Source organism: Paralcaligenes ginsengisoli, assembly GCF_054781135.1.
This window is the reverse complement of record NZ_BAAGUZ010000010.1, coordinates 1-18,974: the sequence shown is the minus strand read 5'-3', so window position 1 is coordinate 18,974 and position 18,974 is coordinate 1. Positions and strand designations below refer to the sequence as shown.

16 protein-coding genes are annotated in these 18,974 nt (G+C 58.9%); 10 read left to right on the top strand and 6 right to left on the bottom strand.

The features are described 5' to 3' along the window. Positions 1 to 71: 71 nt before the first annotated feature. The 4 genes from dapD to ACYVIS_RS07265 all read left to right on the top strand — a co-directional run bounded on the left by dapD (position 72) and on the right by ACYVIS_RS07265 (position 4,960). The gene (gene dapD / locus ACYVIS_RS07280; protein WP_232742873.1) at positions 72 to 893 is read left to right on the top strand and encodes a 2,3,4,5-tetrahydropyridine-2,6-dicarboxylate N-succinyltransferase; all 822 of its coding nucleotides are present in this window, start codon (positions 72 to 74) and stop codon (positions 891 to 893) included. Beyond that, positions 893 to 2,029: a succinyl-diaminopimelate desuccinylase gene (gene dapE, locus ACYVIS_RS07275; protein ID WP_232742872.1), complete on the top strand. Its 1,137-nt coding sequence runs from the start codon at positions 893 to 895 to the stop codon at positions 2,027 to 2,029. The genes dapD and dapE overlap by 1 nt, the downstream gene beginning before the upstream one ends. Positions 2,030 to 2,114: 85 nt before the next feature. After that, positions 2,115 to 3,011 (top strand): 50S ribosomal protein L3 N(5)-glutamine methyltransferase, encoded by an 897-nt coding sequence (prmB, locus tag ACYVIS_RS07270; protein WP_232742871.1) that lies wholly within the window; start codon positions 2,115 to 2,117, stop codon positions 3,009 to 3,011. After that, positions 3,008 to 4,960, top strand: coding sequence for an ABC-F family ATP-binding cassette domain-containing protein (locus tag ACYVIS_RS07265; protein WP_232742870.1), 1,953 nt, complete (start codon positions 3,008 to 3,010; stop codon positions 4,958 to 4,960). The genes prmB and ACYVIS_RS07265 overlap by 4 nt, the downstream gene beginning before the upstream one ends. Here ACYVIS_RS07265 and ACYVIS_RS07260 read toward each other — a convergent pair. The 5 genes from ACYVIS_RS07260 to purN form a co-directional block, all read right to left on the bottom strand. Beyond that, positions 4,948 to 5,268, bottom strand: coding sequence for a DUF1330 domain-containing protein (locus tag ACYVIS_RS07260; RefSeq protein WP_232742869.1), 321 nt, complete (start codon positions 5,266 to 5,268; stop codon positions 4,948 to 4,950). The genes ACYVIS_RS07265 and ACYVIS_RS07260 overlap by 13 nt on opposite strands. An 851-nt stretch (positions 5,269 to 6,119) precedes the next feature. Continuing rightward, on the bottom strand, positions 6,120 to 8,486 hold the full coding sequence (locus ACYVIS_RS07255) for a UvrD-helicase domain-containing protein (RefSeq protein WP_232742868.1): 2,367 nt from the start codon (positions 8,484 to 8,486) through the stop codon (positions 6,120 to 6,122). After that, positions 8,483 to 9,697, bottom strand: a complete 1,215-nt coding sequence (locus ACYVIS_RS07250; RefSeq protein WP_232742867.1) for a DesA family fatty acid desaturase — start codon at positions 9,695 to 9,697, stop codon at positions 8,483 to 8,485. Before ACYVIS_RS07250 ends, ACYVIS_RS07255 begins: the two co-directional genes overlap by 4 nt. Positions 9,698 to 9,799: 102 nt before the next feature. Continuing rightward, the gene (locus ACYVIS_RS07245; protein WP_460873627.1) at positions 9,800 to 11,074 is read right to left on the bottom strand and encodes an RsmB/NOP family class I SAM-dependent RNA methyltransferase; all 1,275 of its coding nucleotides are present in this window, start codon (positions 11,072 to 11,074) and stop codon (positions 9,800 to 9,802) included. Between the two features lie 177 nt (positions 11,075 to 11,251). Beyond that, on the bottom strand, positions 11,252 to 11,929 hold the full coding sequence (purN, locus tag ACYVIS_RS07240; RefSeq protein ID WP_460873619.1) for a phosphoribosylglycinamide formyltransferase: 678 nt from the start codon (positions 11,927 to 11,929) through the stop codon (positions 11,252 to 11,254). Positions 11,930 to 11,977: 48 nt separating this feature from the next. Between purN and ACYVIS_RS07235 the strand changes: the two genes are divergently transcribed. The 6 genes from ACYVIS_RS07235 (at position 11,978) to dut (ending at position 18,736) form a co-directional block, all read left to right on the top strand. Beyond that, positions 11,978 to 12,943, top strand: coding sequence for a bifunctional riboflavin kinase/FAD synthetase (locus tag ACYVIS_RS07235; protein ID WP_232742865.1), 966 nt, complete (start codon positions 11,978 to 11,980; stop codon positions 12,941 to 12,943). Beyond that, complete coding sequence (gene ileS, locus ACYVIS_RS07230; protein ID WP_232742864.1) at positions 12,933 to 15,770, top strand: isoleucine--tRNA ligase; 2,838 nt, start codon at positions 12,933 to 12,935, stop codon at positions 15,768 to 15,770. Before ACYVIS_RS07235 ends, ileS begins: the two co-directional genes overlap by 11 nt. Continuing rightward, complete coding sequence (gene lspA / locus ACYVIS_RS07225) at positions 15,763 to 16,290, top strand: signal peptidase II (RefSeq protein ID WP_232742863.1); 528 nt, start codon at positions 15,763 to 15,765, stop codon at positions 16,288 to 16,290. Before ileS ends, lspA begins: the two co-directional genes overlap by 8 nt. A 111-nt stretch (positions 16,291 to 16,401) precedes the next feature. Next, complete coding sequence (gene coaBC, locus ACYVIS_RS07220) at positions 16,402 to 17,634, top strand: bifunctional phosphopantothenoylcysteine decarboxylase/phosphopantothenate--cysteine ligase CoaBC (RefSeq protein WP_232744511.1); 1,233 nt, start codon at positions 16,402 to 16,404, stop codon at positions 17,632 to 17,634. A gap of 10 nt (positions 17,635 to 17,644) precedes the next feature. After that, on the top strand, positions 17,645 to 18,079 hold the full coding sequence (locus ACYVIS_RS07215) for a hypothetical protein (RefSeq protein ID WP_232742862.1): 435 nt from the start codon (positions 17,645 to 17,647) through the stop codon (positions 18,077 to 18,079). Between the two features lie 207 nt (positions 18,080 to 18,286). Beyond that, positions 18,287 to 18,736 carry a dUTP diphosphatase gene (dut, locus tag ACYVIS_RS07210; RefSeq protein ID WP_232742861.1) on the top strand — a complete coding sequence of 150 codons (450 nt, stop codon included), beginning with the start codon at positions 18,287 to 18,289 and terminating at the stop codon, positions 18,734 to 18,736. A 54-nt stretch (positions 18,737 to 18,790) separates the two neighbouring features. Here the strand turns inward: dut and ACYVIS_RS07205 are convergent. Continuing rightward, positions 18,791 to 18,974: hypothetical protein (locus ACYVIS_RS07205; RefSeq protein ID WP_460873618.1), on the bottom strand; the 184-nt coding region annotated here is incomplete at its 5' end.

The window sequence follows — 18,974 nt, the reverse complement described above, 5'->3', positions numbered from 1 at the left end:
GTTGAGCATGCCAAATATCATGCGCCGCGTTTTTTTATATTGATTATTACTTCTAACCAGACTAAACGACTATGACTCTTGACCTACAAAGCACCATCGATCATGCATGGGAACATCGTGCCGAAGTCGCTCCAGGCGCCGAAAGCGCCGCCGTGCGGGAAGCTGTTCAGCACACGATACATGCCCTGGATACGGGCCATCTGCGGGTTGCCGAAAAGATCAACTTCGAATGGGTCGTGCATCAATGGATCAAAAAAGCCGTGTTGCTGTCGTTCCGGCTCGAAAACAACGAAATCATGGGTCAGGCGCCCATGCAGTTTTACGACAAGGTGCCGCTCAAGTTCGGCGAATACGGCGCCCAGGCGTTCGCCACTGGCGGATTCCGTGTGGTACCGCCGGCCGTCGCCCGCAAAGGCGCCTTCATAGCCAAAAACGTGGTGCTCATGCCGTCCTATGTCAATATCGGCGCCTATGTCGATGAAGGCACCATGGTCGACACCTGGGCCACTGTGGGCTCTTGCGCCCAAATCGGCAAGAACGTCCACCTATCGGGCGGTGTAGGCATAGGTGGCGTACTCGAGCCGCTCCAGGCCAATCCCACCATCATCGAAGACAACTGCTTTATCGGCGCTCGCTCCGAAGTAGTCGAAGGCGTTATCGTCGAAGAAAACTCGGTTCTGGCCATGGGCGTGTTCCTTTCTCAAAGCACCAAGATCTTCGACCGGGCAAGCCGCACCATCACGTACGGACGCATTCCATCGGGCTCGGTCGTGGTACCCGGCTCCCTGCCATCGGCCGACGGCTCGCACAGCCTGGCCTGCGCTGTCATCGTCAAACGGGTCGACGCGCAAACGCGCTCAAAAACCAGTATCAATGACTTGCTGAGAGCCTGATGAGCGATTCTGCCGTTCTGCGTCTGACCAAAGATCTGATCGCACGAAACTCGGTCACCCCGGCCGATGCCGATTGCCAGGTAAAACTGGCCGGGCATTTGAGTGCGGCGGGTTTCAATTGCGAAACCCTGGTGTTCGACGATGTCACCAATCTGTGGGCGCGGCGCGGCACTTCGACGCCCCTGGTCGTTTTTGCCGGCCACACCGATGTGGTTCCCACCGGCCCGCTCGACAAATGGGCCAGCGAGCCCTTTGCGCCGACCGAGCGGGACGGAAATTTATACGGCCGTGGCGCGGCGGACATGAAAAGCTCGATCGCCGCCTTCGTAGTGGCGGCCGAGGAATTCGTTGCCGCTCACCCTCAACACAAGGGGTCGATCGGCCTGCTCATCACTTCCGACGAAGAAGGCCCTTCGATCAATGGCACAGTCAAGGTTTGCGAGGCCCTGACGGCACGCAATGAAGTACTGGATTACTGCATCGTCGGCGAACCCACTTCGGTCGACCGCCTGGGCGACACCGCCAAGAACGGCCGACGCGGCTCCCTGTCGGGCAAGCTGACCATCAAGGGCAAACAGGGGCATGTGGCCTACCCTCATCTGGCACGCAATCCCATCCATCTACTGGCGCCGGCCCTGGTGGAACTGGCGCAAACGGAGTGGGATCAGGGTAACGAATATTTCCCGCCCACCACGTTCCAGGTATCCAATCTGCACGCGGGGACCGGAGCCACCAATGTGGTGCCCGGCGAGGCAATAATCGACTTCAACTTCCGCTTTGCCAGCATCAGCACTCCCGCGCAGATCAAAGAAAGAGTTATCCAGATACTGAACAGGCACGGGCTCGAATTCACACTGGACTGGACCCTGGGAGGCGAACCCTTTCTGACCCCCAAGGGCCGCCTGAGCGAAGCGCTGAGCCAGGCCATACAAGATGAAACCGGCGTAGCTACCCAGCTTTCCACCACCGGCGGCACCTCGGACGGCCGTTTCATCGCCAAAATCTGCCCGCAAGTCATTGAATTCGGTCCCATCAATGCCAGCATTCACCAGATCAACGAACATATCCGGCTCGACACTCTGGAACCTTTGAAAAACATCTATCGCCGCACACTCGAAAATCTTTTGCTCGATTAAGCGCACTGCCATCCGTGGCGCTCTTGCCCCGATGGCTTTGACCAGCCCGCAAAACAGACATTCGATTCCTCTTACTGGAGCCAGCATGTACGAATCTGCTCATCAAGAATTGCGCACTCTGCGCGACCTGCTGCGTTTTACCGTCAGCCAATTCAACTCGTCCAGACTGGCCTTTGGTCATGGCAGCGACAACGCCTGGGACGAGGCCGTCTACCTCTTGCTGCACACCCTGCACCTGCCGCTCGATACGCTGGATCCTTTTCTCGATGCCCGGGTTCTGCCCGAAGAGCGCAAACGCTACCTGAAACTGGTTGAACGGCGCATCAACGAACGCCTGCCCGCCGCCTATCTGACCGGTGAAGCCTGGCTTCAAGGGCAACAGTTCTTTGTCGATCAGCGAGTCATCGTGCCGCGTTCGCCCATATCCGAACTGCTCGCCCAGGACCTGGCGCCATGGGTAGCCAATCCGGAAGACGTGGAATTCGTGCTCGACCTTTGCACAGGCTCAGGTTGTCTGGCCGTGCTGGCGGCCCTGGCTTTCGACAATGCTCAGGTCGATGCGGTCGATTTATCGGAACATGCTCTCGAGGTAGCCGATCAGAACATCGAACATTTCGGCCTTGACGGGCGGATCACCACGCATCGCAGCGATCTATTCGATCAACTGCCGCAATGCGAATACAACGTCATTGTGTGCAACCCGCCCTACGTGAACAACCACTCCATGGAATCCCTGCCGCCTGAGTACCGGCATGAACCCACAATGGCGCTCGCCGGCGGCGAAGACGGCATGGACCTCATTCGGCGCCTGCTGCGCAATGCTCCAGATTTCATGGCCGCCGACGGAATCCTGGTGCTTGAAATCGGCAACGAATACGAGAATTTCCTGGCGGCTTTCCCCGATCTCGATCCGGTCTGGCTCAGCACCGAGCATACCGAAGACCAGATTCTGCTGCTTACCCGGGAACAATTGGCATCGTGATTCGTGCTACAGGCTTAACGCTGCGCCGCGGCACCAAGGTATTGCTGGACGAAGCCGATTTTGTGGTCAACCCTGGTGAGCGTGTCGGCATCGTCGGCAAGAATGGAGCGGGAAAATCAACCCTGTTCGCCCTGCTGCAAGGGCTTCTGGACGCCGACGCCGGAACGCTGACCATTCCTGCCGGCTGGCGCATTGCCAGCGTGGAGCAGGAAATCAGTGACAACACACTGGCGGCGCGCGAGTTCGTCATCGACGGCGATACTCATTTGCGATTTCTACAGGCCGAACGCCTGGCCACACCCGACCATGATGGCCACCGCATTGCGGAACTTGAGGCAGCGCTGGTCGAAGCCGACGCCTGGAGCGCCCCTTCACGCGCAGAACAATTGCTGGCCGGACTGGGTTTTGCACCGGGGCAGTGGCTTAGCCCGGTCAGCAGTTTTTCAGGGGGCTGGCAAATGCGCCTGGCGCTGGCGCGAGCCCTGATGGCGCCGTCGGAACTGCTGCTCCTGGACGAGCCCACCAACCATCTGGATCTCGACGCCATGCTCTGGCTGGAACGTTGGCTGAATGCGTACCAGGGTACAGTGCTGCTGATTTCGCACGACACCGAATTTCTGGATGCCGTCGCCAAATCGATATTGCATTTCGATCAGGCCAAACTGACCCGCTATCGCGGCGGCTATGAAGACTTTCTGACTCAGCGCGCCGAACGCCTGCGGCAAACCAGACTGGCCTGGGACAAGCAGACGCGCGAAACCGCCCGCCTGCAAAGTTTTATCGATCGTTTCAAGGCCAAGGCCACCAAAGCCAAACAGGCGCAGAGCCGCGTCAAGGCTCTGGCCCGCATGGAAACCCTGGCTCCCTTGCATGCCGAGGCGGGCATAGACATACGCCTGCCCACACCCGAGAACATGCCCGACCCGCTCTTGATTCTCGACAAAATCAGCACTGGCTATCGTCTGGCTACGGGCGAAACCAAAACGGTTCTGCGCGACGTGCAACTGATGGTGCGTGGCGGCAGCCGCATAGGCGTTCTGGGTGTCAACGGGGCAGGCAAAAGCACTTTGATCAAAACACTGGCTGAAGAACTGCCAACGCTGGCCGGCGAGCGCCGTGCCTCCAAAGGCCTGGAAATCGGCTACTTTGCCCAGCATCAACTGGACATGCTCGATCTGGATTCAACGCCCTTGCAGCATCTGCAGCGTCTGGCGCCCCAGACACGCGAACAGGAACTGCGCAATTACCTGGGAAGCTTCGGCTTCAGCGGCGACACCGTCACCAGCAAAATCGCCCCCATGTCGGGCGGCGAGAAAGCTCGCCTGGCTCTTTCCCTGATAGTCTGGCAAAAGCCCAATCTGCTGTTGCTGGACGAGCCCAGCAACCACCTGGATGTCGATACGCGCGAAGCCCTGGCAACCGCCCTGGCCGAATTCGCGGGAAGCGTGCTGCTGGTGTCGCACGATCGCCATCTGCTGCGTACCACCGTGGATAGTTTCTGGATCGTGGCCGATGGCGCCGTACACGAGTTCGACGGCGATCTGGAAGACTATCGCGACTGGCTGGTTGCGCGCGCCGCCGAGGCCCGGGCGGAAGCCCGCAGCGAAGCGCAGTCGGCGGGGCCGGATACCGGCGCCATCGACCGCAAGGCCCAACGCCGCCTCGAAGCGGAAGAACGGCAACGCCAAGCCGCATCACGCAAGCCTATCGAGGCGAAAATAAAGAAAGTCGAAACCCAGCTCGATGCCGCACGACAGCGCATGCAGATTCTCGACGCACTTATAGCCGACCAGGACTTTTACTCGGATGCGCGTCGCGACGAGCGTCTGAAAGTGCTCAGCGAGCACGGTGAGCTGAATAAGAAATCAGGTGAACTCGAAGACCAATGGCTGAGTTTGCACGAAGAGCTCGAAGAACTCGAAAAACCTTCCTGCGCTCAGCAATCGTAACTGACCAGCACCAGGTCGACCGCCTGCTCCCGTATGGGAATCAAGGCTTGGTATTCAGGCGAGCCATGCCAAGCCTCGATCGCCCGGGCATCGGGAAACTGGATCACTACCACATCGGTATGGGTATGCTCGCCGCTCAAGACCGAAGAGCGCTTGCCGCGCAATACCAGGCGTCCACCCCAGGGGACAATCGTGGCAGGTACCTTGCTGCAGTATTCCGCCCATCTGGCTGCGTCCTTGACCGTCACATGCCCAACTATGCAAGCTGCCGCGGGCAAGCCGGATTTTGAACCATCGTTCTGTTCCATTTTTTCTCATCAAAATAAATCTGCGACCCGGGATGCGATAGTATCCGGACACTATTCGCGCGACATCCAAACAAGGTTTGGCGGCAGCATCTTCATTATACGAGTCTGGAATTTACTTGACGTTTATGTACTCAAGGGGGCTAACACGCGCCGCTAGAGCATTTTTGGGTCGAATTGTTTACGGGATTTGATGGGGTGGTAGCTTTGGTATTTTAAGACGCCGTCTATCGGGGCTTGGGGTCAGGACCGGCACGGCGTGCTTGATCCGGATCTACCTCGTCCAGGCGGGCGTCGGGCCAAACTCGCTACGCCGCTGGCGCGGCTACGCTCAAACATGGCCCGCCGAAAGCCCCCGCCTTCCCCACGGTAGCATCCGGCGCACGCCTTACGCCGGCCCTGACCCCAAGCCCCGATAGACGGCTCGCGTAATGGCCTGCCTGGAATGAACTTGCCGGCCCCAGCATATACCTCTATGCATTGCCTCAACGCAAGCCGCAGGGTGGGCGGTGCTGTGTAGTCCGGCGGTAGTCCAGCGCCGGGTGCTGACGAAGGGAAGGCGGGGGCTTTCGGCGGGCCCTGTCTGAGCAGTGCCTCGCACGCGAGGCACTGCGAGTTGGCCCGACGCCCGCCTGGACGAGGCAGACCCGGGCAGTCGGGGTGCGTAGCACCACGACCGCTGGACGTGCCGGACTACACAGCACCGCCCACCCTGCGGCGTCTTTATAGAACGAACCGCCCGCACAGACAACACCACAACACAGTCCAACCCCACAGATCAAGCCTAAAAATAGCTCAAACGAAAGCCACAGAAACACGTTCAGTGCCGTAACCACACTTAAACCGAAAAGACACTAGGCGGCTATCACTTCCAGCCTGGCGATGCCCAGGGCCAATGTCTTGGTGCCGACATCGCGAAACTGGATTTGCGCCTGAGCGTCTTGCCCCATGCCGCTCAGGCTGATGATCGTGCCATCGCCGAATTTCTGGTGGCGCACACCCTGGCCAATGCGAAAATGCTGCTCCCCCACAGTCACTCCCGACGTCAGACTGCGCGGCACACGAGGGGCAATCGCGCCACTGGAAGGACGGCCATAAGCATCCCCGCGGCGATAGGCGCCTGACCAGGTATTTTCACGTGCGCCAGCACCCGCATTCGATCCCCACCCTTCGGAAACCGGCACACGTACTTTGGGGCTGAGCCACTTGAGATGCTCCTGGGGAATTTCATCCAGAAAACGCGAACGCATGGCATAGCGGGTTTGCCCATGCAGCATGCGGCTTTGCGCCAGCGTCAGGTACAGACGTTCCCGGGCCCGGGTAATGGCCACATACATCAGGCGGCGCTCTTCTTCAAGCCCTGCCTGTTCAAGCAAGCTGTTTTCATGCGGAAACAAGCCTTCTTCGACACCGGTGATAAATACAGAATCGAATTCCAGGCCTTTGGCGGCATGTACAGTCATAAGTTGGATCGCATCCTGACCTGCCTGAGCCTGATTATCTCCGGCTTCGAGCGAGGCATGCGTCAAAAATGCCGCCAATGGCGACATGGCCTGTTCCAGCTCCTGACCGACGTCCGGCGTCTGGGGATCCGAGGCATCCCGCAGATCCGATGCAGTTTGATCCACAGCGGGAGTCCCAAAGGGAGGTATCGGCTGCTCGATAATGCGCCCGGCCGGCAAGCCCTCAAAATTTTCCTCACCAGCAAATATCACCGCCGCGTTTACAAGCTCCTGCAAATTCTCGAGCCGGTCCGTGCCTTCTTTTTCGCCTTGATAGTAGGCGAACAGACCGCTCTGATGAATGACATGCTCGATCAATTCGGGCAGCGACAGCACCTGCGCCTCATGGGCCATGCTCTCGATGAGTGCGGCAAATTTCAGCAGATTGCTGCCGCCCTTGCCGCTCATCAGTGGAACAGCCTTGCACAGGCTGACGCTTTGCTCGCGCGCCAGATCCGCCAGCTGTTCAAGGGTACGAGCCCCTATGCCGCGCGTGGGGAAATTGACGACACGCAGCCATGACGTATCGTCATGCAGATTATCCATGAGCCGCAAATAAGCCAGGGCGTGCTTGATTTCCTGCCGTTCGAAAAAACGCAGGCCGCCATATACCTTGTAGGGAATTCCACTTGAAAACAAGGCGTGCTCGATGACTCGCGACTGCGCGTTGCTGCGATACAGCACGGCAATCTCCCGACGCAAACGGCCGTCGTTGATCAAGGCCTTGGCCTCCTCGACTATCCACTGCGCTTCAAGCAAATCCGAAGGCTGTTCCACGACGCGCACCGGCTCGCCCTCGCCGTGTTCGGTCCACAGGTTCTTACCCAGACGCGACGTGTTGTGAGCAATCAGCGCATTGGCCGAGTCGAGAATATGGCCATAAGAGCGATAGTTCTGTTCCAGCCGGATCACTGTGCCGTGGGCGTAATCGCGTTCGAAATCAGCCATATTGCCCACATTGGCGCCGCGAAACGCATAGATCGACTGATCGTCGTCACCCACGGCGAAAATCGAAGCGCCGCCGCCCGCCAGCAGTCTCAGCCAGCGATATTGCAATGCATTGGTATCCTGGAATTCGTCGACCAGAATATGCTGGAAGCGCCGCTGGTAATGTTCGCGTATGGGGGCATTGCGCTGCAGCAGTTCATAAGAACGCAATAACAGTTCGGGAAAATCAACGACCCCCTCGCGCTCGCACTGGGCCTGGTACAACTGGTAAATCTCGATCAGACGCCGACGATGCGCATCCCAGGCTTCGATATCGTTAGGACGCTCGCCCTGCTCTTTGGCGCCATTGATAAAGCGTTGCACATCGCGCGGCGGATATTTTTCATCGTCTATTCCGGCGCCCTTGAGCAGACGCTTGATGGCCGCCAGTTGATCGGAGCTATCCAGGATCTGAAAGGTTTGCGCCAGCCCGGCATCCCGATAATGGGCCCGCAGCATGCGATTGCACAGGCCGTGGAAAGTTCCCACCCACAATCCGCGGGTATTGATGGGTAGCAGGCTGGATAAGCGCGTGAGCATTTCACGCGCCGATTTATTGGTGAATGTAACAGCCAGCAGGGCAAATGGACTGGCCTGGCTGGTTTGAATCAGCCAGGCCATGCGGGTCGTGAGTACCCGGGTTTTGCCGCTCCCCGCACCGGCCAGAACCAGTGCGTGCTGAGGAGGGAGTGTGACCGCTGCTTGTTGTTCGGGGTTGAGCTTGTCGATCATGCCGCGTAGCGGCGCAACCGGTTAGCAAACTGCTCCAGGCCCTCTATGCCGCTTTGCTGGGCGCGCAGACACCACGCTTGCAAATCGCTAAGCAATTGCTCGCTGCTGGCGCTCGAGCTTTCCCACAGGCGAACCAGCTCGCGGCGCATCTGCACCAGCGTGGAAAGTGATTTGTTATCCGCCAGAATCGTGTCGAGTTCGATACGCTGGGCGGGCTCAAGGGCGTCGTCGGTGCGGCTGAGCGCTTCTTTGGCGCGGCTTAGTATGGACCACCGGCAATCGGCGCTGCCTTCGTTGCGGATCGGCTTGAGTTTGGCAAGCTCTTCGCTGGCGGCGCGTTTTACCAAATCGGTGTAGCGAGCCAGGATTTCGTAGCGGTGCGTAATCACCCCTTGCAAGGTGCTCAAGTCGACCGAAGTTTTGGCCGAGGCGGGTTCCAGCTTGAGCTTGGGCGCCAGTTTCTTGACCGTAGCCAGGCCGAAGAAACGCAGCACCGAAATATAGCCCCAGCCTATGTCGAACTCGTACCATTTGGTCGAAAACTTGGCCGACGTGCCGTAAGCATGGTGATTATTGTGCAGCTCTTCGCCACCGATGATGATGCCCCAGGGCGACACATTGGTGCTGGCATCGGGGCAGGCATAGTTGCGATAGCCCCAGAAATGGCCAAGGCCATTGACCACGCCGGCCGCCCAGAAGGGAATCCAGGCCATTTGCACAGCCCAGACGGTGAGGCCGAGCAAGCCAAACAGCGACAGGTCGATGGCCAGCATGATGAGCACGCCCAGCAAGCTGTGACGGGTGTACACATGGCGTTCGAGCCAGTCGTCAGGCGTACCATGGCCGAAACGCTTCAGGGTTTCGGGATTGGTCGCTTCTTCACGGTAAAGTTCGGCGCCACGGAAAAAAACTTTGCCTATGCCAAACACGACCGGCGAATGAGGATCGCCTTCGCGTTCGCATTTGGCATGGTGCTTGCGGTGAATGGCTACCCACTCTTTCGTGACCATGCCCGTAGTCAACCACAGCCAGAAACGGAAAAAATGCATGATGGCCGGATGCAGGTCCAGCCCCCGGTGCGCTTGGCTGCGGTGCAGGAAAACGGTAACGCCCACAATCGTGATGTGGGTCAACACCAAAGTAACCAGAACAACCTGCCACCACGACAGCTGCAGCAAGCCACCCGAGAGAAAATTAAGTATGTAGTCCATAAACCTTGTTAAGGCCTCGCTTTGAAGACACCTAGCAGTTTAGCCCACTTGGTATTCTTATGACAGTGAAACCTCAAAATAGTTTTTGAGGAAAATCAATGACTAAGCAAGGGTTTCAGAGGGTACGGAGCGCTCCAGTACAGCGGCAAAAAAGCCATCGGTGCCGTGCCGGTCGGGGCGCATGGACAGATAAGGACCGTCAAGTGTCAGATTTTCGCAACGATCAAGTACGATTTTGCTGGCATCCAGCAGTTTAAAGTCGGGATGTTCAGCCAAAAACACCTCTATTTGCTGCTCGTTTTCTTCGGGCAGGATACTGCACGTCGCATAAATCAGCCGCCCTCCCGGAGCGACGCAGCGCGACGCCTGCTTGAGAATGCGTGCTTGCACCTTTTGTAATTCAGCCAGGGACTCGGGATGCTGGCGCCATTTCAGGTCGGGATTGCGGCGCAGGGTTCCCAGGCCGCTGCAGGGAGCGTCGATCAGCACACGATGAGCCTTGCCGCTCAGGCGCTTGACGCGCTGGTCGTTGTCGGCACTGATCACCACCGGCACCACATTCGACAGGCCGCTGCGGGCCAGGCGAGGCTTGGCTCGAGCCAGGCGGGCCGCCGACACATCAAAGGCGTACAAGCGTCCGGTAGATCGCATCAGCGCCCCGATCAGCAAGGTTTTGCCGCCGGCGCCGGCGCAGTAGTCTATGATCATCTCGCCGCGCTTGGGTCCCACAAGCGCCGCCAGGATCTGACTACCCTCGTCCTGAACCTCGATCTCGCCGTTCTCGAACATGGGCCATCGATTCACGGGCGGACGTCCCTGCAGGCGTATGCCCCACGGAGAATAAGGCGTGGGCTCCGGATCGTAGCGCAAAGCGCCGCCTTCGCGCATTTTTTGCAGCATGGCGGCACGGTCGGTCTTGAGTGGATTGATACGCACATCCAGCGGCGCCGAGCGGTTCAAGGCTTCGATCAAGGCGTCGGGGTCATCGAGTTTCGCCAACCGCTCGTCGAGCCAATCGGGCAAGCTGTCGCGCACTGCTCGCGGCAGGCTTTTGGGATCGATGCTCTGCACCCGCGCCAGCCATTCCTGCTCGCCCTCATGCAGGCCGGCATACAAAACATCTTTGCTGAAAACCGAGGCCAGGCCCAGGATGGCAAGGCGCCGCGCCGCCGGACCGAAGCCGCTTTCCGCAAAATGGCGATACCGGCGCAAATGGCGCAACACGTCGAATACGGCTTCGGCCACCTCGCCGCGATCGCGCGAACCCAGCTTGGGGTGCGCACGCAGCCAATGCGACAAGGCCGCATCGGCCGGGTATTCCCATTGCAGAATTTCACCCAGTACGCTGCGCACCTGATCGATGCGCACGGCAGCCATGACATAGCGCGGCGCCTCGTCAGCCGGCGCCGTCTTCCGCGCGACAGGGCGCTGTCCGCTTTTTGCGTCGCGCCGCGGACGATCCGCCGCCGAACCGCCACGGCTCCCGCCATCGCGGGTTGTGGAGCGCTTTGTGAAGGTGCGCCCGGATTTTTCTGCCTTGTTCATTTTCTACTCTTATTCTGATTGGCCGTTATCGGGCATCATTACAAACGACCGGCTACCCACCCCGTGCACGTGTACGCGCTGCATTGTATCCAGGGTGACCCGGCCTTCCGCGAGCCAGCGCACAACTCGGGCATAAACCAGATGCTCCATGCCCAGCACCCTTTCGGCCAGACTCTCGGGAGTATCCCCGGCCAGAACCTGGACAGCGCCCTGGGCCACAATGGGACCGTGGTCGAGCACCGGGGTCACGAAATGAACGGTGCAGCCATGCCATTGCACTCCGGTCGCCAGGGCCTGCTGGTGCGTATGCATGCCTGGGAAGGCCGGCAATAAAGACGGATGGATATTGAGCAGGCGGCCATTGAAGCGTTCGACGAACTCGGGCGTCAGGACACGCATAAAGCCTGCCAGCAGGACATAATCGGGTTGGTAGGTATCGATGACTTGCGCCAGCGCCTGATCGAATTCGCTGCGCGAGGCGTAATCGCGATGAGCGACCAGTTTAGCCTCAATTCCCTGGGCGCGCGCCCAATCGAGGCCCAAGGTGTTGGCCTTGTTGGCTATTACCGCACAAATTTCAGCCGGCAAATCCTGCTCACGCACAGTATTGACAATGGTTTGCATATTGGAACCACGCCCGGAGATGAGCACGACAAGACGGCGCGGGCGAGAAAAAGTGGCAGGCAAAATAAAAATTCCCAAGCGTAGGCAATCTAAAATTGTAAACTCTCGGATGTGAAAACCACTCAAAGAATTTATCGTTCCCTGCCCCGCTTCGATTCCCGCTGCCCCAGCGCGGTAACGATAGGCAATTTCGACGGTGTGCATCGCGGCCATCAGGCCATCCTCGCCCGTGTCGGCGCACTGGCTGCCGAACGTGGCTGGGCGCCGACGGTCATGACCTTCGAACCGCATCCCCGCGCCTATTTCGCTTCGCGCGGGCAGCGCCCCGAACTCGTCCCCACGCAAATCAGCAGCCTGCGCGACAAAATCTGGTCCCTGGCGCATCACGGCATAGAACAGATCGTACTCGAACGCTTCAACCGGCAACTGGCCGACATGTCGGCTGAAACCTTCATAGAACAGCTGTTGGTGCGCGGCTTGAATGCCCGCTGGCTGTTGGTCGGCGAAGACTTCCGCTACGGCCACAAGCGCAGCGGCGATATCGATCTATTACGGCGAATGGGAAAGCGGCACAATTTTGACGTCGAAACCATTGCCGACGTAGCCGATGAGCATGGGCACCGGATTTCAAGCTCCGAAGTGCGCACCGCGCTGGCCGTGGGCGACCTGGAACGCGCCGAACACCTGCTGGGCCACACTTACCACATAAGCGGCCATGTAGTGCATGGGCAGAAACTCGGGCGCACCATAGGCTACCCAACCCTGAATCTTCGCGTCCCGCCCCTGTGTGCCGCGCGTTCCGGCGTTTATGTGGTGCGCGTGCATGGCCTGGCCGGACAGGCCATCAACGGCGTAGCCAGCCTGGGCGTGCGGCCTACCGTCAGCAACAGCGGCGTTGTAACCCTCGAAGTGCACATGCTCGACTGCCGGGTCGACGCATACGGTAAACTCATACGGATCGAGTTCCTCAAATACTTGCGGGACGAAGAAAAATTTCCCGACCTACCCACTATGATCGCCGCCATCGACAACGATGCGCAAAGCGCTCGTAATTATTTCGCCTTCCATGGACTATAGAAACACGCTCAATTTGCCCGAAACCCCATTCCCCATGCGGGGCGATCTCGCCAAGCGCGAGCCGGGATGGATTGCCGAATGGGAAGAAAAAAAAGTCTATGCGGCGATACGCGAGGCCAGCAAAGGCCGCCCCAAATTCGTGTTGCACGACGGCCCCCCCTACGCCAATGGCGACATCCATATCGGCCACGCCGTCAACAAGGTCCTGAAAGACATTATCGTCAAAAGCCGCTCGATGGCGGGCTTCGACGCACCCTATGTGCCGGGCTGGGATTGCCACGGCATGCCGATCGAAATCCAGATCGAGAAGAAATACGGCAAGAACCTGCCGGTTGCCGAGGTGCAGGCCAAAGCGCGCGCTTACGCGCTCGAGCAGATCGACCGCCAGCGCAAGGATTTCAAGCGCCTGGGCGTTCTTGGCGATTGGGAAAATCCCTATCTGACCATGAATTTCAGCAACGAAGCCGACGAATTGCGCGTTCTGGCGCGCGTGCTCGACAAAGGCTATATTTATCGCGGTCTCAAGCCGGTGAACTGGTGTTTCGACTGCGGCTCGGCGCTGGCCGAAGCCGAGGTCGAATACGCCGACCGCAAAGACCCCGCCGTGCATGTGGCGTTCAAATTCAGCGACAAGGCCAAGCTGGCCCATGCCTTCGGCCTGCCCAGCGTCGACGACGGAGCTGTCGTCATCTGGACCACCACCCCCTGGACGCTGCCTGCCAACCAGGCCTTGAATGTACACCCCGACATCGACTACGCACTGGTCAGGCTCGATCAACCGCGCGCCACTGGTCCCGTTTTACTGATAGCGGCGGATCTGGTCGATGCCTGTCTGAAGCAATGGGAGCTGAGCGGAACGATTCTGGCCACGGCCAAAGGCTCGGCCCTGGCCAACCTGGAATTCAAGCACCCCTTATACGACCTGGATCCCGGCTATCAGCGCATGTCGCCGGTCTATCTGGGCGATTACGTAACACTCGACGCCGGCACCGGCGTTGTGCACTCCTCTCCCGCCTACGGCATTGAAGACTTCCTGTCCTGCAAAGCCCATGGTTTGACCGATGAACAGATCGTCAACCCGGTCCTGGGCGATGGCCACTATGTTGAAAGCCTGCCCCTTTTCGGCGGCCTGATGATCTGGAAAGCCAACCCAAAAATTGTCGAAGCGCTGGAATCGACAGGCAGCCTGCTCAAGGTAGAACAGCACAAACACAGCTATATGCACTGCTGGCGCCACAAGACGCCGATCATTTACCGCGCCACCAGCCAGTGGTTTGCCAGCATGGATCGCCAGCCAAATACCGGCAAGCCATTGCGCGAAACAGCCTTGGCAGGGATCGATAAAACCGAATTCTTCCCAGCCTGGGGACGCGCCCGTCTGCATGCCATGATCGCCAACCGGCCCGACTGGACCTTGTCGCGCCAGCGCCAATGGGGCGTGCCCATGGCCTTTTTCGTGCACAAGGAAACCGGCGAACTGCACCCGCGTACCGTGGAGTTCCTGGAACAAGTCGCCCTGCGCGTCGAAAAGCAGGGCATAGAAGCATGGCAGTCGCTCGACCCCAGGGATCTGCTCGGCGACGAAGCCGACCAGTATGTCAAGAATCATGACACCCTCGATGTCTGGTTCGACTCCGGCAGCACCCATGCGACTGTACTCGGTGGCCGGGACCACGGCATCAAAGGCTCGCATGCCGATGCACTCAAATGGCCCGCCGACCTGTATCTCGAAGGCTCGGATCAGCACCGCGGATGGTTCCATTCTTCACTGCTGACCAGTTGCATGCTGTACGGCGAACCGCCTTACAAGGCCTTGCTGACGCACGGCTTTGTGGTCGACGGCCAGGGCCGCAAAATGAGCAAGTCGGTCGGCAATGTCATTGCGCCGCAAAAAATATCCGACTCTCTGGGCGCTGAAATCTTGCGCATGTGGACAGCGACGACAGACTACTCCGGCGAACTGTCCATTTCCGACGAAATCCTCAAACGGGTTGTGGAAGGTTATCGCCGCATCCGCAATACCTTGAAATTCCTGCTGGGCAATATCCACGATTTCAACGCCGGCGCCGATGCGCTGCCGCTTGAGAAAATGTTCGAAATCGATCGTTATGCCCTGGCCATGACATCACAGATGCAGGCCGAGGTACTCGCCAATTTCGAGCGCTACGAGTTTCATCCCGCGGTTTCGCGACTGCAAATTTTCTGCTCGGAAGATCTCGGCGCTTTCTACCTCGATGTGCTCAAAGACCGCCTGTACACCGCCGCTCAGAACAGCGCGGCGCGGCGCTCGGCGCAAACCGCGCTTCACCACATCACGCACGCGCTGCTCAAGTTGCTCGCCCCAATACTTTCCTTCACCGCCGAGGAAGCCTGGAAAGACCTGCATGCCGGCCGCGAAGTCGCCACTATTTTTACCGAACTCTTTCACGCGCTGCCCAACCAGGTCGACGCGCACGTGCTGATCGAAAAATGGTGCCGGCTGCGCGAAATACGGGCCGATGTCATGCGTAAAATCGAAGATGTACGCGGCACGGGCGATATAGGCTCGTCGCTGGCGGCCGAACTCGATGTATACGCCAGCGGCGACGACTATCAATTGCTTGCCACGCTGGAAGACGATTTGCGTTTTGTCTATATCGTGTCGCGCGCCACACTGCATCAGAGCGAAGGCGGCCTGCGCATTGAAGTCAACGCGACGTCCAACAAGAAATGCGAACGTTGCTGGCATCACAGGGCCGATGTGGGCAGCGATCCCGAGCATCCGGAAATATGCGGCCGCTGCGTCGACAACCTGTTCGGCAAAGGCGAGTCGCGTCATCATGCCTAAGCCCGGTTCCTCAGCCCCGGCCCGCCCGAAAAACGCGCGACGTTTCTGGGGCTGGCTGCTTGGAGCCCTGCTGATTGTGATCCTGGATCAACTCAGCAAGACATACTTCAATACACACCTGCAATATGCGGAACGCTGGCATTTGCTGCCTTTCTTCGACTTCACCCTGCTGCATAACAACGGTGCGGCTTTCAGCTTCCTGGCCGAAGGGCACGGTTGGCAACGCTGGCTATTCACAGCTATTGCGCTGGGCGCGGCGGCCCTGATCATCAATCTGCTGCGGCGCGATCCGAACCAATGGCTGTTTTGCTGCTCGCTCATGGCCATCCTGGCCGGCGCGGTCGGCAATGTCGTTGATCGTATCCAGCACGGACACGTAATCGATTTTCTGCTGTTTTACTGGAATAATTGGTATTTTCCGGCATTCAACATCGCCGATGTCTCCATTACCTGCGGCGCGATATTGCTCATACTGGACGAATTGCTGCGTTTCCGGCGCGAGCGTCGTCGCCTTTCGTAGGCAAGGGGGTGATCCCAGGAAGCGCGGCGTAGAGGTATGATCAACTCTTGTACCAACCGTTAACCAACGCCTCTGCACACCCCTGGACCTTATTACGAGCACACCTCTGTGATACAAGACCTCGCACAAAAACGGATTGTTTTAGGTTTGACCGGCGGCATTGCCTGCTACAAGGCCGCCGAACTGATACGCCGCGTGATCGAACGGGGCGCCATTGTCGATGTCGTCATGACCGAAGCCGCCACGCACTTCATTACGCCAACGACCCTGCAGGCCCTGTCGGGACGGCCGGTGTACGTCGAAGCCTGGGATGCCCGCATACCCAACAGCATGGCCCATATCAACCTGACTCGCGGGGCCGACGCCATTCTGATTGCGCCAGCCAGTACCGATTTCATGGCCAAGCTGGCTCATGGCCTGGCCGACGATCTCTTGTCCACGCTTTGCGTGGCCAAGGGCGAGTGCCCGCTGCTGGTTGCTCCGGCAATGAACCGCGAAATGTGGCTGCATCCGGCCACCCAGCGCAATGTGCGTCAACTTCGGGACGACGGCGCCGCCATCCTGGGCCCGGGAGTCGGCGACCAGGCCTGCGGCGAGATCGGCAGCGGCCGCATGCTTGAACCCGACGAGCTTCTCAGCGAACTGATTGCATTCTTCCAGCCCAAGATTCTGGCAGGGCGGCATGTCGTCATTACCGCCGGCCCAACCGCGGAAAAAATCGATCCGATCAGGGTCATCAGCAATCGATCATCGGGCAAGACAGGATATGCCATCGCCCAGGCGGCGCGCGAAGCCGGCGCCGAGGTTACCCTGATCTCGGGGCCGACGGTGCTGGCCTCTCCCTACGGAGTAAGCCGGATCAATGTGGAAAGCGCCAGAGACATGTACGCGGCGGTCATGAACTCGGTAAGCAGAGCCGATCTGTTCATTTCCGTTGCCGCCGTCGCCGACTGGTACGTAAGCAATGCCAGTAACAGCAAAATCAAAAAAACCGGCACGGCAACCGCACCCGAGATCGAGTTTGCGCCCAACCCCGACATTCTGGCCGAGGTGGCACAACTGGCCAACGGCCCATGGTGCGTGGGTTTCGCCGCCGAAACCGAAAATTTGCATGAATATGCCGAAGCCAAACGCCAGCGCAAAAAAATACCCCTGCTGGTAGGCAACCTGGCGCAGTACGCCATGAACGCCGACGACACCGAACTGGTGCTGTTCGACGATCAGGGCCAGACAGCCCTGCCCGTGCTGCCTAAAATCGAAGCCGCACGGCGATTGATCGAAGCCATTGCCCTTAGATTGCCCCACGGCCTGAAGGCCGTTACGGCCCGCAAAGCGGCTCAGTAGGGGCTTGGCCATGGCGCAACATATGGGTCCTCACGATGGCGATTACGCCAAATACATCGAAAACCTGGGCAAGCACAAACCCGTAGACACGCCCGGTACTGAAGAACCCGTCCAAACAGGCCACTCCATCCGCGCCGGGAAATCGCCTCAGCCGGGAAAAGCCGCAGGTAAGCCAGCCGCCAGGGTCGATTCCGGCGCGACACTCAAGGCCCCGCGTCGCATAGGAATACTGTTGAGCATAAGCGCCTATGTGCTGCTTTTTGCCGCCTTGCGGCAAGGCATTCATATCATGCAAACTTCTCCCGCCAGCATCGACGACTGGATTCCAGTCGGCTTCATGCTCATTGCCGCGCGCCTGCTGCTTGGCGCGGGGCGCGCCGCGCGCAATCCCCGCACCAAGCCTCAGGACCCAGGCAAAAGCTTTCCGGAACATGTCGATTACTGATTGGACAACGCTACGCGCCATCGAGCGCATACCGCAATATCGGCAGATCCACCCGGAGCCCAAGTTGAACTCCTGTTTTTGAATCGCCACTTTAAATTATCATTACCCCGAATGTTGAAGCCCTAGATCGAGGCTGCTTTTTTTGTTCGCAACGATCAACGCCGAACCTGAACCACCCTCCGAATATCAGCCAAACCGAGTCATCAATTGAAAAAAATTGCATTGAAAATTCTAGACCCCCGCATGAACGATTGTTTGCCGGCGTATGCCACCGGAGGCTCTGCCGGCCTTGACCTGCGCGCCTGCCTGGATGCGCCAATTACCATAGCGCCAGGCGCAAGCGAACTGATACCTACCGGCTTATCCATACATATCGCCGACCCAGCCTATGCCGCCATGATCCTGCCACGCTCCGGCCTCGGACACAAGCATGGAATCGTGCTCGGCAATCTGGTGGGATTGATCGATTCGGATTACCAGGGGCCATTAATGATTTCGGCATGGAATCGGAGCCAGCGCGAATTCGTGCTGCAGCCCATGGAGCGTCTGGCGCAGCTCGTGATCGTGCCCGTGCAGCAGGTCGAATTCGATATCGTCGACGATTTCCAGGGCAGCGAGCGCGGCGCCGGCGGATTCGGCAGCACCGGCCGCGCCTGAGCGGTGGCGGCCACAAGATCGCTTCGAAGCAACGAAGGCTAGTGCATTTTCGGTTTAGGTGTTTACGGCGCTGAACGTGTTTCTGTGACTTTTGTTTTGAGCTTCTTTTAGGCTTGGGTAGGCTGTACTGGCTTGAGCGATGACTTTGGGCTGTGCGTTGCGGTGTTGGTGACGGTTAATTCTATAAAGACGCCGCAGGGTGGGCGGTGCTGTGTAGTCCGGCACGTCCAGCGGTCGG